This is a genomic window from Acinetobacter portensis, assembly GCF_023158935.1.
GTDB lineage: Bacteria > Pseudomonadota > Gammaproteobacteria > Pseudomonadales > Moraxellaceae > Acinetobacter > Acinetobacter faecalis.
This window is the reverse complement of the sequence record NZ_CP096120.1, coordinates 2,480,591-2,495,462: the sequence shown is the minus strand read 5'-3', so window position 1 is coordinate 2,495,462 and position 14,872 is coordinate 2,480,591. Positions and strand designations below refer to the sequence as shown.

The 14,872-nt window shown below is 38.3% G+C and carries 12 protein-coding genes and 3 pseudogenes; 5 read left to right on the top strand and 10 right to left on the bottom strand.

All coding sequences use genetic code 11. From position 1 onward, the window contains the following. Nucleotides 1-4 precede the first annotated feature (4 nt). From MZO21_RS12420 to galE, 3 genes are read left to right on the top strand one after another with little or no spacing between them, the layout of a single operon-like run. Entirely contained in the window at nucleotides 5-1,261 is a 1,257-nt protein-coding gene (locus MZO21_RS12420; RefSeq protein ID WP_248103237.1) for a nucleotide sugar dehydrogenase, read from the top strand. Beyond that, nucleotides 1,261-2,934, top strand: coding sequence for a glucose-6-phosphate isomerase (pgi, locus tag MZO21_RS12415; protein WP_248103239.1), 1,674 nt, complete (start codon nucleotides 1,261-1,263; stop codon nucleotides 2,932-2,934). Before MZO21_RS12420 ends, pgi begins: the two co-directional genes overlap by 1 nt. Further along, nucleotides 2,927-3,946 carry a UDP-glucose 4-epimerase GalE gene (gene galE, locus MZO21_RS12410; RefSeq protein WP_248103241.1) on the top strand — a complete coding sequence of 340 codons (1,020 nt, stop codon included), beginning with the start codon at nucleotides 2,927-2,929 and terminating at the stop codon, nucleotides 3,944-3,946. Before pgi ends, galE begins: the two co-directional genes overlap by 8 nt. Before the next feature lie 61 nt (nucleotides 3,947-4,007). Here galE and MZO21_RS12405 read toward each other — a convergent pair whose 3' ends face one another. The 9 genes and pseudogenes from MZO21_RS12405 to MZO21_RS12365 all read right to left on the bottom strand — a co-directional run bounded on the left by MZO21_RS12405 (nucleotide 4,008) and on the right by MZO21_RS12365 (nucleotide 12,930). Continuing rightward, nucleotides 4,008-5,378, bottom strand: a complete 1,371-nt coding sequence (locus tag MZO21_RS12405; protein ID WP_248103243.1) for a phosphomannomutase CpsG — start codon at nucleotides 5,376-5,378, stop codon at nucleotides 4,008-4,010. A gap of 50 nt (nucleotides 5,379-5,428) precedes the next feature. Continuing rightward, nucleotides 5,429-7,267, bottom strand: coding sequence for a glutamine--fructose-6-phosphate transaminase (isomerizing) (glmS, locus tag MZO21_RS12400; protein WP_248103245.1), 1,839 nt, complete (start codon nucleotides 7,265-7,267; stop codon nucleotides 5,429-5,431). Between the two features lie 12 nt (nucleotides 7,268-7,279). After that, entirely contained in the window at nucleotides 7,280-8,644 is a 1,365-nt protein-coding gene (gene glmU / locus MZO21_RS12395; RefSeq protein WP_248103279.1) for a bifunctional UDP-N-acetylglucosamine diphosphorylase/glucosamine-1-phosphate N-acetyltransferase GlmU, read from the bottom strand. A 20-nt stretch (nucleotides 8,645-8,664) separates the two neighbouring features. After that, a complete protein-coding gene (locus tag MZO21_RS12390) occupies nucleotides 8,665-9,186 on the bottom strand; it encodes a phosphatidylglycerophosphatase A family protein (protein ID WP_248103286.1) in 522 nt (173 codons plus the stop codon). After that, nucleotides 9,164-10,081, bottom strand: a complete 918-nt coding sequence (gene thiL / locus MZO21_RS12385) for a thiamine-phosphate kinase (RefSeq protein ID WP_248103289.1) — start codon at nucleotides 10,079-10,081, stop codon at nucleotides 9,164-9,166. The genes MZO21_RS12390 and thiL overlap by 23 nt, the downstream gene beginning before the upstream one ends. A 19-nt stretch (nucleotides 10,082-10,100) precedes the next feature. After that, a complete protein-coding gene (nusB, locus tag MZO21_RS12380; RefSeq protein WP_154773158.1) occupies nucleotides 10,101-10,550 on the bottom strand; it encodes a transcription antitermination factor NusB in 450 nt (149 codons plus the stop codon). A gap of 3 nt (nucleotides 10,551-10,553) precedes the next feature. Next, on the bottom strand, nucleotides 10,554-11,024 hold the full coding sequence (ribH, locus tag MZO21_RS12375) for a 6,7-dimethyl-8-ribityllumazine synthase (RefSeq protein WP_152873952.1): 471 nt from the start codon (nucleotides 11,022-11,024) through the stop codon (nucleotides 10,554-10,556). 18 nt (nucleotides 11,025-11,042) lie between these two features. Next, nucleotides 11,043-12,158, bottom strand: a complete 1,116-nt coding sequence (gene ribBA / locus MZO21_RS12370) for a bifunctional 3,4-dihydroxy-2-butanone-4-phosphate synthase/GTP cyclohydrolase II (RefSeq protein WP_248103292.1) — start codon at nucleotides 12,156-12,158, stop codon at nucleotides 11,043-11,045. A 543-nt stretch (nucleotides 12,159-12,701) separates the two neighbouring features. Further along, nucleotides 12,702-12,930 (bottom strand): annotated as a pseudogene (locus MZO21_RS12365) (VF530 family DNA-binding protein). A 91-nt stretch (nucleotides 12,931-13,021) separates the two neighbouring features. Between MZO21_RS12365 and MZO21_RS12360 the strand changes: the two are divergent. Beyond that, nucleotides 13,022-13,144, top strand: a pseudogene (locus MZO21_RS12360) (helix-turn-helix domain-containing protein); the annotation flags it as partial. Nucleotides 13,145-13,243: 99 nt separating this feature from the next. Here MZO21_RS12360 and MZO21_RS12355 read toward each other — a convergent pair. After that, a pseudogene (locus MZO21_RS12355) lies at nucleotides 13,244-13,612 on the bottom strand (macro domain-containing protein); the annotation flags it as partial. A 63-nt stretch (nucleotides 13,613-13,675) separates the two neighbouring features. On the opposite strand from MZO21_RS12355, the gene MZO21_RS12350 reads away from it, so the two are divergent. Beyond that, nucleotides 13,676-14,841 (top strand): IS3-like element ISAba21 family transposase gene (locus MZO21_RS12350; protein ID WP_085940850.1). Its coding sequence is split into 2 segments (ribosomal slippage): nucleotides 13,676-13,934 and nucleotides 13,934-14,841, totalling 1,167 coding nucleotides; the frame shifts between segments, so codons are not numbered across the junction. The last annotated feature ends 31 nt before the right edge of the window (nucleotides 14,842-14,872 follow it).

The window sequence follows — 14,872 nt, the reverse complement described above, 5'->3', positions numbered from 1 at the left end:
TTTTATGAAAGTTGCAGTATTTGGACAAACCCTTTATTCAGGTGTGTTTTCGGCTTTGTTGGCTGAGTGTGGGCATCAAGTATTTTGGTGTGATGTACTAAAAAAGCCAATAACAGAACAAGCTTATACGCAAGATGAAGCGGTAAAACGTTTGCTTGATACGCAACAAGAAAACGGTTTTTTGACCTATTGCAACTTTTCACATATCCCTTTAGATATTGATGCTTACTTCTTTAGTTTTAATCCAACGGAAGAAGCGAAAAGCATTGAAATTCTAAAAGAGTTGAAATTACGTCCAATCATTCACCCTAAATTAATGATTAATGCTTCAACTTTAGGGCTTCATGGTACAGAGAAATTTGAAAAAGTATTGTCGGAAGATGATTGGGTCTATTTACCCGATATTATTCAAGAAGGTAATGCTTTACAAAGTTTAATTCAAATTAAACAATTGATTGTTGGTAGCTCTTCTGAACGTAGTGAAAATAAGATTAAAGAGCTTTTAAGACCGCTTTTTCCACGTGCACATCAGTATTTATTTATGCCTGTACTTGATGCTGAGTTTACCAAACTTAGTGTTTCTGGCATGTTGGCAACGCGCATTAGTTATATTAATGATTTAGCTGTGGTTGCAGAAAAACTAGGGATTGATATTGAACATGTCCGCCAAGGTATGGCGGCAGATAGTCGCATTGGTACATCGTATTTATATCCAGGAGCGGGTTTTGGTGGTGAAAACTTTTCACATGATATTTTAACTTTGTCGAATACAGTGTCCGATACAGGCACGAAAAGTCAGTTATTGGCACAAGTTTGGGACATTAACGAGCAACAAAAAGAAATTTTATTCCGCAAATTGTGGAACTATTTCCATGGTGATTTAAGCGGTAAAACGGTTGCAATTTGGGGGGCGGCATTTAAAGAAAATACAGCCCGTATTCAACAATCTCCAATTCATGCCATGTTAAAAGCGTTATGGGCACAGGGTGTTACTGTAAAATTACATGATCCCCAAGCTTTGGCTGAAATTGAAAAAGAATATGGTCAGCGTGCAGATTTAATTTATTGTACAGACCAATATGAAGCGACTCAAAATGCACATGCACTTTGTTTATTGACTGCTTGGAAGCAATATTGGAGTCCAGATTATTCAATATTATTAAAAACAATGAATCATCCGCTTATTTTGGATGGTCGAAATATTTATGACCCAAGTTATGTTAAAGCTCAAGGGTTTGCATATATGGGGGTGGGGCGCTAATGGTTGGTAAAATTCATCCTTATCCAGTCGAAAGTTTAGATTCGGTGATTCAGAATTTACAGGCGTTAAAAACTGAATTTGAGAAAAAGCATTTAACAGAATTATTTGCTGAAGAAACGACACGTTTTCAAAATTTTTCTGTGTCTTTATCTCCAATTGTTTTCGATTTTAGTAAACATCGTATTAATCAAAATGTATTAAAAGGTTTGGCCGCTTGGGCAAATGCACAAGATCTAACGCCGTGGATTAAACGCTTATTTTCAACTGAACAAATCAATTACACAGAAAATCGTGCTGCGATGCATTGGGCACTTCGTTTGCCTAAAAATGATCAAGTGCATCCTGAATTAGCATCTCAAGTACATGAACAGTTAGATCGCATGTATGCCTTAGTGAATAAAATTCATGATGGGCAATACCGTGGTGCAACGGGTGAAGTCATTCAAGATGTCGTCAATATTGGTGTGGGTGGTTCTGACTTAGGTCCACTCATGGTGAGTCATGCGCTTTCGGATTTTAAGAAAACCACAGCAAAGCCGTTAAATACACATTTTGTTTCGACCATTGATGGAAGTCAGCTCTCAGATTTATTGCATAAGCTACGACCTGAAACAACGCTATTTATTATTTCATCGAAGTCTTTTGGCACGATTGATACTTTATCTAATGCACAAACTGTACGTTTATGGCTAGAAAAAGCACTGGGTCAAGATCAACAAATTTTAAAGCATCACTTTATTGGTGTTTCAACAAAGCCTGAGAAAATGACCGCTTGGGGGATTGCACCTGAAAATCAATTCTTATTGTGGGATTGGGTGGGTGGTCGTTATTCATTATGGTCTTGTATTGGTTTACCCATTGCATTGACGATTGGTGTGGAAGGCTTTAAGCAATTGTTGGCAGGTGCTTATGCAATTGATCAGCATTTTCAAACGGCTTCTTTTGATCAAAATATTCCTGTTTTGATGGGGCTGTTGGGTGCTTGGAATAATAATTTTTTAGATATTCAAACTCATGCGGTGCTGCCTTATGATGGTCGCTTAAAATACTTTGCTTCATATTTACAGCAATTGGAAATGGAATCGAATGGTAAGTCGATTCAGCGAGATGGCGAAAAAGTTGCATGGGATACTTGCCCAATTGTTTGGGGTGAAGTGGGCCCAAATGCCCAACATGCATTTTATCAGTTGCTACATCAAGGGACGCAGTCGGTAAGTAGTGACTTTATTGCGCCTGTAAAGCGTTATAACAGTCAGCAATTTACTTATGTGGATAACGCTGAAGCGCTTATTCAACAACATCATTTAGCGCTGTCTAATTGCTTGGCACAATCTCGGCTTTTGGCTTTTGGTAATGAAGCACTAGATCAAAACGAAGTTGCAGATTTACCTGAATATAAAAAATATGAGGGTAATCAACCAAGCTCGACTATTTTGATGCAAGAGTTGAATCCTTATAGTTTAGGCATGCTCATTGCGATGTATGAGCACAAAGTTTTTGTACAGTCTGTATTATGGAATATCAACCCATTTGATCAATGGGGTGTAGAAAAGGGCAAAGAAATCGCCAATCAATTACTGCCAATTTTGAATGGTGAGCAAACTGATTTGTCGACACTTGATGCATCTACACAAGGTTTAATACATATTTTAATGGGGAAAGAACATGTCTAAGGTTTTGGTAACAGGTGGCGCGGGCTACATTGGTTCGCATACTTGTGTAGAACTCTTAAATGCAGGACATGATGTTGTTGTATTAGATAATTTATCAAACAGTTCAAAAGAAGCATTAAATCGAGTTCAAACACTTACTGCAAAATCAGTTGATTTTGTAGAGGGTGATATTCTTGATGAGGTTGTTTTAGACCAAATTTTTCAGAATCATCAGATTGATGCAGTGATTCATTTTGCAGGCTTAAAAGCCGTGGGTGAAAGTCAGAAAATTCCTTTAAAGTATTTTGAAAATAATATTTCGGGTTCAATTAGCTTAGTTCAAGCGATGGAACGCGCCAATGTTTTTAATTTGGTCTTTAGTTCATCTGCAACTGTATATGATGAGGCAAATATCTCTCCGCTGAATGAAGATATGCCAACAGGGATGCCAAGTAATAATTATGGTTATACCAAACTGATTGTTGAACAATTATTAGAAAAACTTGCTCAAGCCGATGAGCGTTGGTCAATTGCACTATTACGTTATTTTAATCCTGTAGGCGCACATAAAAGTGGCTTAATGGGTGAAGACCCACAAGGTATTCCAAATAACTTAATGCCTTATGTGACACAAGTTGCTGTTGGTCGTCGTGAAAAACTCTCTATTTTTGGTAATGATTATGACACGGTTGATGGCACAGGTGTACGTGATTATATTCATGTTGTTGATTTAGCAAATGCGCACCTATGTGCATTGAATAATCGTTTAAATGCTCAAGGTTGTCGTGCTTGGAATATTGGTACAGGCAATGGTTGTTCAGTTTTAGAAATTAAAAATACATTTGAAAGAGTGAATGGTATAGAAATTCCATTTGAATTTGCACCACGACGTGAGGGTGATGTTGCAACGTCTTTTGCCAATAATGCACGTGCTGTGCAAGAGTTGGGTTGGACAGCAAAATTTGGTTTGGAAGATATGTTGGCTGATAGTTGGAACTGGCAAAAACAAAACCCAAATGGATATCGTGATTAAATGTTAGCAATAAAAAAAGAGCCTTTAAGGCTCTTTTTTATTTTCTACATCAATCTAGAAATTAAGACTGAATGAGTTGTGTAAGTTCATCTATATAAGCTTGCATAGGCTTAGGATTTTGATCTTTACGGCTTTCAATGTTCAAGCGTAACAGTGGTTCTGTATTTGATGCACGAACGTTTAAACGCCACGAACCAAAATCTAAACTCACACCATCTGTTTTATCAATTGTTGGATTTTGCTCTGCAAAATGATCGAAAATCTTTTGAATGGTGACTTGAGTATTTGCAACTTTAAAATTGATTTCACCTGAACAAGGGAATTTATCAATCATTTCTTCAACAAGTGATGAGAGTGGTTTTTGAGTTTCTGATAGTACAGAAACCGCCAATAACCAAGGAATCATACCGCTATCACAATAGGCAAAATCACGGAAATAGTGATGAGCACTCATTTCACCGCCATATACTGCATTATGTTCACGCATTTTTTCTTTAATGAATGAATGGCCAGATTTAGATTGGATTGCTTCACCATTGAACTGTTCAACAATATCAAAAGTGTTCCAAACTAAACGTGGGTCATGAACAATTTTCTCACCAGATTGTTTCAATAAGAATGCTTGTGCAAGTAAACCAACAATGTAATAGCCTTCAATGAATTGCCCTTTTTCATCAAAAAGGAAACAACGATCGAAGTCACCATCCCAAGCAATCCCCATATCTGCACCATGCTCAAGAACTGCATTACGTGTGCTATCACGGTTTTCTACTAAGATCGGGTTGGGAATACCATTTGGGAACGTGCCATCTGCTTCATGATGAATTTTGATAAATTCTACAGGGAGATTTAATGCTTTGAATTTTTCTTCAATTGCATCAATTACATGACCTGCTGCGCCATTACCAGCATTTACAACGAGCTTTAATGAGCTGATTTTTGCAGGATCAATATACGTCATCAAATGATCGATAAATTCAGGCAAAATATTATATTTTTCAGAAGTGCCTTTTACAGCAACATCTTTAAATTGACCTGATTCAGCAAGTAATTGAATTTCTTTTAGACCTGTATCGGCACTAATTGGACGTGCATTTTCACGGACTAATTTCATTCCGTTATAGTCCATTGGATTATGGCTTGCAGTCACCTCAATACCACCTTGAACATCAAGATGGAAAGCACCGAAATAAACTTCTTCAGTGCCTGTCATGCCTAAATCTAAAACATTTACGCCTGCATCATTCAAACCTTTGATGGTTGCCTGTTTTAGATCTTCACTCGTTAAACGGACATCACAGCCAACAACAACCGATTTTGGTTGGTAAATTTCACCATAGGCACGACCAATTTTATATGCGATCTCTTCATTGAGTTCTGTGCCAAGTTTGCCTCGAATATCGTAGGCTTTAAAACAAGTAAGCTTTGTCATTTTATTTCCAACTTTAGAAAAAAGGCTGGAAAATCCAGCCCTTTATTCAATTATTCAACAGTCACAGATTTTGCAAGGTTACGTGGTTGGTCGACATCCGTACCACGAAGTACTGCAACATGATAAGACAGTAATTGCACAGGAATACTGTAAACAATTGGCGCAAGAATTGGGTCAACTGTTGGCACATTCACTACATGTTGACGGTCTTTGCCTTTAATACCACTATGTTCATCTGCGAACACAAAAAGTTCACCACCACGTGCTTGAACTTCTTCCATATTCGATTTTAACTTATCAAGCATGTCATCTTTAGGTGCAAGAATAACAACAGGCATGTCATTATCTACAAGTGCAAGTGGACCATGTTTAAGCTCACCTGCTGCATAACCTTCAGCATGAATATATGAAATTTCTTTAAGTTTTAAAGCGCCTTCCAATGCAATAGGGAAGTGTGTGCCACGACCTAAGAATAGGCAGTGCTGCTTTTCAACAAAGAGTTCAGATAAACGTAAAATTTCTTTATCGTTTTGCAAAGTATCTAAAATAACTTTTGGTGTATGCCAAAGTTCAGTCACAATTTTTGCAATTTGATCTTCTGAAATTGTTTGCTTAATTTGACCAATTTTCAATACAAGAAGCATTAATGCTGCAAGTTGAGTGGTAAATGCTTTTGTTGATGCAACGCCAATTTCAGGGCCTGCAAGCGTCAATAAGCTGTGATTTGTTTCACGTACCATTGAAGATGTTGCAACGTTGCAAATCGTCATGGTGGTGATATTTAAGTTTTTAGCAACAGCACGTTTTTGTGTGTCACGAAGTGCCGCTAAAGTATCTGCTGTTTCACCAGATTGAGAAATACAAACATAAAGCGTGTTGTTCACAATCACAGGTGAGCGATAGCGGAATTCACTCGCAATTTCAACTTGGCAAGGCATATCAATCAGTTGCTCGAACCAATATTTTGCGATCATGCCTGCGTGGTAACTTGTACCACAAGCAATAATTTGAACTTGCTGAATATTCGAGAAATCTTCAATTGCAGAAGCTAAGAAATCTTCACGAAGTGCATTGCCATTTAACGCTTGTGAAATCGTTTGCTTAATTGCTTCAGGTTGCTCATAAATTTCTTTGAGCATGTAGTGCTTATACTCACCTTTAGACGCATTGCTTACTGTTGCATCTAGCTCCTTAACAGGGCGTTCAACCAATTGACCATCTACAAACACTTCAATTGTATGACGTGTTAAGCGTGCAATATCACCTTCTTCAAGGTAAATAAAACGGTTTGTAATTGGAAGAAGTGCCAGTTGGTCAGAGCTAATAAAGTTTTCACCAATACCTACACCAATTACAAGCGGTGAACCTTCACGAACTGTAATTAATTCATCAGGATGATCTGTATGTACGATACCAAGCGCATAAGCACCTTTAAGCTGGGGTACAACTTTGCGTACAGCTTCTAATAAACTTGGCGCAGTTTTTAGTGCATCATTCACTAAATGAGCAACAACTTCAGTATCTGTTTGCGATGTAAATACATAACCAAGCGCTTCTAAATCATCTTTTAATTCTTGGTAATTTTCGATAATACCGTTATGTACAACAGCGACATTGCCTGAAATATGAGGATGTGCATTTTCTTCGGTTGGTTTACCGTGCGTTGCCCAACGTGTGTGCGCAATACCAAGCGAACCTGAAATTTGAGATTCTGAAACAGCATCTGCTAAATTGGCAACTTTACCAACCCGACGTTCACGAAGCACTTGCCCTTGATTAATTAAAGCTAAACCTGCTGAATCGTAGCCACGGTATTCTAATCGCTTTAAACCTTCAATAAGGATATTACTAATATTACGTTCTGCAACGCCACCGACAATACCACACATAGTGAATTCCTCTTATTTCTTAATCTTTTGTGGACGTTGATAATTTTCTTTAGCAAATTGCTTAGAACGTTCTACAGCTAAGCTATTTTCCGCAACATCTTGAGTGATTGTAGAGCCAGCACCAACTGTTGCGCCATTTGCTATATGAACAGGGGCAACAAGCGAGCTATTTGAACCAATAAAGGCATTATCGCCAATAATGGTTTTGAATTTATTTGCGCCATCGTAGTTACAGGTAATTGTACCTGCACCAATATTTGAACCTGCGCCAACCTCAGCATCGCCAAGGTAAGTAAAGTGGTTTGCTTTTGAACCTAATCCAATGCTTGAATTTTTAACTTCAACAAAGTTGCCAATATGAACCTCGGCAGCCAGTTTCGCACCTGGGCGTAAACGTGCAAATGGACCAATTTGAGCATCTTCACCCACAACAGCATTATCAAATACGCTATATGGTTGAACTTTAGTACCTGAAGCAATTTTAGTATTTTTAATGATGCAACCCGCGCCAATTTCTACATTGTTGCCAAGCTCGCAATCACCTTCAATAATCACGTTAATGTCAATACGAACATCTTGACCAACTTTTAGTGAACCACGCAAATCAAAGCGAGTAGGGTCAATTAAATGAACACCTTGTTGCATCAATTTTTTAGCTTGGTCTGCTTGATACTCGCGTTCTAAGGCCGCAAGTTGAAGTCGATCATTTACGCCTTCAACTTCAAATGGCATAAGTGGTTCAACTGATGCAACTTCTAAACCATCTGCAATTGCCATAGCAACAATATCAGTCAGGTAATATTCACCTTGAGCATTGTTGTTACTTAAGCGAGGCAACCATTCATGTAATTTCGCATTGCTAACACAGTAAATACCTGTGTTAATTTCTTTAATTTTATGTTGTTCACTAGATGCATCTTTATGTTCAACAATGGCTTGAATTTTACCATTTTCACGCACAATACGACCGTAGCCAGTTGCATCTGGAAGTGTAAGTGTTACAAGTCCAATACCTGTTTCACGTGAAACATTAAGAAGCTTCTCAAGTGTTTCTTGGGTAATGCAAGGTACGTCACCTGAAAGAATAAGTGAAATACCATTTTTAGGAAGTACTGGTAACGTAACTTTTACTGCATGACCTGTGCCAAGCTGTTCGGTTTGTTCTACCCATTGAACATTTTCATGTGTAAATGCTTGTTGTACTAAGTCACCACCATGACCATAAATGGTGATGATGTTTTTTGCATCTAATTTTTTTGCAGTTTCAATGACATGACCAAGTAAAGGACATCCTGCGAGTGGCTGCAATACTTTAGGTAAGCTCGAACGCATTCGAGTGCCTTTGCCTGCAGCAAGAATAATCACAGAAGTTGACATAATACACCTTGAAAATTGGCTTAAGCTATTGAAATATATAGGTATAAAACAATACAGATTGCTGCCCATAGGCCTGCAATAATATCGTCAAACATGATACCAAAACCACCACCGACTTGGCGATCAATTATACGTATTGGCCATGGTTTCCAAACATCGAATAAGCGGAATAGTGCAAAACCAACTAATAACCATAACCAACTCATTTGCCCCAAATAAATGAGTGGCAAGAATGTAATTGATTGACCTGCAAATTCATCCCAGACAATACGACCATCATCATGAACGCCCATCACTTTAGCAGTTTGTCCGCAAATATAAATGCCAATAAATGACATAATTGTGATGGCTACAATGGAGTTAAAAAAACCAATTGCAAGCCAAATAGGCACAAATAATAAAGCGAAAGCGGAACCTGCTGTGCCGGGTGCTTTGGGTGATAATCCTGAACCAAAACCGACGCCACAAAAGACGATAAAGCGATTTCCCCAAGACATCTCTTTAAACTTGATTGCAGGCTTATGCAAAGTGTTGATATCCATTAAATTTTAACATTTTAGTTTTACCATTTTGCACAAAGCATAATTCTTTGTTTTCTGTAATTTGCCCAATGGTACTGATATTTATATCGAGTTGTTGTTGCAATAGTTTTGTATGATTTGCGGGGCTGATTGTAAAACATAATTCATAGTCATCGCCACCAGAAAGTGCATATTTCCATCGCTGTTCTTGTGCTAATTCTTTTAATGCAATATCGATTGGTAGTTGATTTAGTTCAACTTGAGCGCCAACATTTGATGCTTTTAATATATGCCCAAGATCTTGAGCTAAGCCGTCAGAAACATCAATCATGCTATTAGCTAAGTCTTTTAAGCTTTGTCCTAAGGCACAACGAGGTGTTGGATAATCTAAACGTTTTTTTAGTGGATGATCACGATGATTTAAGCCAAAAGCAGCATCGCCAACTTGACCACTCACACAAATGTAGTCGCCAACTTGGGCACCTGAACGTAGAACGCCTTTCCCTGTATCTACCCAACCAAGGGCCGTTACGGAAATAGTTAGATGAGGACTTTGAGTGGTATCACCACCAATTAAACTTACACCAAATTGATCGCAACAATCGTATAAACCCTGACTAAAGCCTTTGAGCCAGTCATGATCAATTTGGGGTAAACTCAATGCGAGTAAGATGCTGTGAGGTTTTGCACCCATAGCAGCAATATCAGATAAATTGACTGCGACAGATTTCCAACCAATAGCATGTGGATCTGTATCTAGAGGGAAATGTCTTCCTGCAACAAGTGTATCGGCACAAATGACCAATTGTTGCTGTGGAGGAGGGGAGAGCAAGGCTGAGTCATCACCCACACCTAAATCGACTGACGAGAAAGCCTTTCGATTAAAATAAGTGTCAATGATAGAGAACTCAGCCATACAACTAAACTACTTAAAATTAATTAGCTTGTTGTTTTTCTGCTTCACGTAAAGTAGTTGCTAAACGATCCAATACACCATTGATGTATTTATGACTGTCTGCACCACCAAAGTGTTTAGCAAGCTCAATTGCTTCATCTAAAACAACGCGGTATGGAATTTCAAGATGTTCTTTCAATTCATATGCGCCAAGACGAAGGGTCGCAAGTTCAACGCCATCTAATGCGCTAAGTTCACGATCCAATACAGGAATTAATAGCGCATCTAACGCTTCATGATTTGCAACCACTTGAGTGAGCAATTCATGATAATAGCTAAGATCCACTTTGTGCATGGCATTTTCAACACGTGTACGTGCCTCAATTTCATGTACTGGATTGTGGCTCATTTGCCATTCATAAATGCCTTGTACAGCAAAGCGACGTGCTTTACGTTTTGCTGCATAAGTAGCTTGAAGTGTTTGCGACATGCTTTAAATAGCCTTTAACAAGTTAACCATTTCAATTGCAGTAAGGGCAGCTTCACCACCTTTATTACCTGCTTTTGTACCAGAGCGTTCAATCGCTTGTTCAATACTATCCGTAGTTAATACACCATTAATTACTGGTAAGCCTGTGTCTAGGCCAACAACGCCTAAACCTTTGGCACATTCACCAGCAACAAAATCGAAGTGAGGCGTGCTACCACGAATCACGGCACCTAGTGCAATAATTGCATCGAAACCATTTGAAGCTGCAAGTTTCTTCGCAACAACAGGAAGTTCCCAAGCACCTGGTGCATGAACAACAGTGATATTATCCTCTGATACGCCATGACGTTTCAATGTATCAATTGCACCTTCTAACAGATGTTCAACAACAAAACTGTTAAAACGCCCAACTAAAATCGCGTAACGGCCTTCGCTAGCGAGATGTAACATACCTTCAATACGGCGAATAGCCATAACAACCTCGATTATTTCTTAAGATGTTTGTTGTGCTGTGATGTATTCCACCACTTCTAAATTAAAACCTGATAATGCGTTGAAGCGTAAAGGCGAACTTAATAACTTCATTTTTTCTACGCCTAAATCGCGAAGAATTTGTGCACCCACACCAATTGTTTGATATTGCTGTGAAAGAGCAGAATTCGATTTCACATTTTTAGGTGTTGTTAACACATCAAGTGCTGGACCTAAATCTTGTAAATGACGCTGACCAATCCAAACTAAAACACCACGATCGCTGTTCGAAATTTCTTTTAAAGCACGATCTAAGTTCCAAGCAGGCTCGCCATCTTGCTTATTGATTTTAAGTAAATCACGTGTTGGATTAAAACCATGAACACGAACAGTGGTCACGCCTTCTTTTGGCTCGCCTTTTACTAATGCTAAATGAATATCAGGATTACCTAATTCACGATAGCGGAAAAGTTCAAATGTACCGTATTCAGTATCAAGTGTTTGTTGATCAATACGTTCTACCGTTTGCTCATTGGTCATGCGGTAGTGAATAAGATCGGCAATTGTACCAATTTTTAAACCATGTTTTTCTGCAAAAACTTCAAGGTCAGGACGACGTGCCATCGTGCCATCTTCATTGATAATTTCACAAATTACAGATGCAGGCTCTAAGCCAGCTAAACGAGATAAATCGCAGCCTGCTTCTGTATGACCTGCACGGTGTAATACACCACCTGGCTGAGCCATCAGTGGGAAAATATGACCTGGTTGAACAATGTCAGCAGGCTTTGCATGTGCTGCTACTGCAGTCTGAATTGTATGCGCTCGTTCAGCAGGTGAAATACCTGTCGAAATACCTTGAGCTGCTTCAATAGATAAAGTGAAGTTTGTACCATGCTGAGCGCCGTTCGCATCGACCATAAGTGGTAGATTAAGCTGTTGGCAGCGTTCTTTACTTAACGTTAAACATACAAGACCACGCGCATGCGTAATCATGAAGTTGATATCTTCTGGACGAACGTGAGTAGCAGCAATAACTAAGTCGCCTTCATTTTCACGATCTTCGTCATCCATTAGGATAACCATTTTTCCTGCACGGATATCTGCTACAAGCTCTTCAACAGTATTGAGCGGCATCAACCTTCACCTTTTTTAAGTCACTAATGACGTTTAAATTCATTAAATGGTTGCATAGTTTAACGCTTTTTACAGCATTTTGCCTATGCTTCTGATTTTTACTTACTTGTTCATTGTTATACACAGTCTTCAAAATATTGAAAAGCGAACATTCTTTTGAAAGATGTAATTGTGTTGAATGTTTAATCAGTTGGTTTGCAGAATATTTTAGATGGATATTCACTATTGAAATTAGTGGATGTATTTCTGTTTTGAATAGGTGGTTGAAGCGTTTCTCGTATAATTAATGACCCCAACCTTGGCAAGAGTCACCGACATAAAATACACTAAATAACATAATTTATATTTTAATAAACCCTATATATAACAGTTATATAGGGTTTTTATTTTGTGTGGTGTAATTTAAGGTGGGGTAGGGTACTTTGATTTTTGGTCACTAATTGCAATATAGTAATCAACAATAATAACCAACATAGAAATGCTTAATCTAAAGGTATTTTACTGACTGGTATAATTTTATGATGAGAGAGGGGGTGCCTGGGTCTACGGTTTCTGTTTTGCCTTTTGGCGTAAGACGTACAAATATAAGCTTTCTACTTTTTCACGTGCTTATGGTGTGGTACGCAAGAATCGTAATGATGATTTAAAACTTGGGTCTATGCCAAAAGCATCTAATTTCAATTTTACGATTCAAGCCTTCAAAGCCACTATAGTAATCTAGCAACTCATCCAAAATATCAGCAAGCTTTTTGCCGTGTAAGGGGTCTTTGATGTTTTCATATTGGATCAATCTATTTGGTAAGGAAAGTGATGGCAGTCCAAGAATAGACGAAATTTGTCTAGGAGAGTGGTGGCAGTCCACTGATCAGGCCAAAGCGTTACAACAAGCCTGGAAAGAAGGGAAGTATTCATCCAAAGCTGATCTGGCAAAAGCGTTTGGTATCAGCCGGCAGGCTGTTTACCGATATTTAAAATTCATAGACTAAATTATTAGAACTAGCGTTAATGAGCTTTGGTCATTAGCCAATTAAAATGAAAGCAGATAGTATTGAATGCGGTAAAAACTCTAAAGTTGCCTTGATTGTTTAAAGCAAAATATCGATATGGGGATCTTCTAGTTGCAGCAGTATATTCCTGTACGTTTCATAATGTTCTCTTTCCTTAGAAACGAAGAAAACATGTTCTACTGTTCTATATGTCATCAAGGTTGATAAAACAGTTCCTATCGCAATTTCAGCAGCAAGTTGCGGTGGAAAAGAATAAATTCCTGTGGAAATGTTTGGAAAAGAAACGGTTTTTGCTGTGATTTTTTCAGCTCTAAGTAGTGCATTACTATAGGTATCGCAGAGCAATTGAGGTTCATCCTTAGTTCCGTCTAACCATCGAGGACCTACTGCATGAATGACAAATTTTGCTGGTAGATCGCCAGCAATAGTCACCTCTGCAGAACCTGATGTGTGCTGAGAAAACAGGAGGTTTTAACTTGGTAAACTATAGACACTCATCAGGAGTTTACCATGAGCAAGAAACAGAAGACTTACACCGCAGAATTTAAAGTTGAAGCAATAAAATTGATTGAAGCCAATCAAGGCAATGTATCGGAAACAGCCAGACAACTTGGCATTTCAATGCAAACTCTTTCAAATTGGAATAATAAAGCAAAGACTGGCACCTTAGCAGGCACTAAACAATATTCACCTGATCTAAATGCCTTACTCGAAGAAAATAAAAAGCTCAAACAACAGCTCAAAACAGCTGAAATGGAACGTGAATTTCTAAAAAAGGCAGCAGCGTACTTTGCGAAAGAAAGTCAGTAAGGTACGCCTATATGAAACAGCAAAGACATTTATTCCCGATTAGCTTTATGGCTAGATTACTTCACGTTTCAGTGTCACGATTTTATGATTGGCTAAAACGAGGCATGAATAAAAGATTGGTTCAGCGAAATCAACAGACAATTTTGGTCAAAATAGCTCATGAGGAAACTAAACAAAGCTATGGCTATATTCGATTAACTAAACATTTACAAGCGCAAGGTATCAAAATCAGTACGTATGCTGTACGTCAAATAAAAAAGCTCAACCAGCTGTATTGTAAGCGTCATAAGCGTTTCAAAAGAACTACGAAGAGTGATCATAATCGAGCGATCTACGCAAATTTACTAGAGCAACAGTTTTCAATGACTAAGCCCAATCTTGCATGGTCAAGCGATATTACATACATTTGGACTGCTGAAGGTTGGTTATACTTGGCAGCAGTAAAAGACCTGTACACGAAACAAGTGGTTGGCTATAGCTTAAATGAGCGTATGACCGCACAACTTGTTTGCAATGCACTGACTATGGCGATTCGTAATCAAAAACCAACGAAAGGCTTAATTGTTCATTCGGACAGAGGCAGCCAATATTGCAGCCATGAATATCGAAAGATACTGGAAAAATGTGATTTTCAAGGTTCAATGAGCAAACGTGGGGACTGTTACGATAATGCACCGATTGAAAGTTTCTGGGGCATACTCAAGAATGAATTAGTGCATCATTGCAACTATAAAACCAGAGATGAAGCTAAAGCAGATATTACAAAATACATTGTGTTATTTTATAATCAGCGAAGAATTCAAAAGAGTTTGGATTTTAAAACGCCAAATCAAATAGCAGAGAACTTTTATCGGTTAGCTGCCTAGCATATCCCAAGTGAAAGTCTCCTGCTAATTC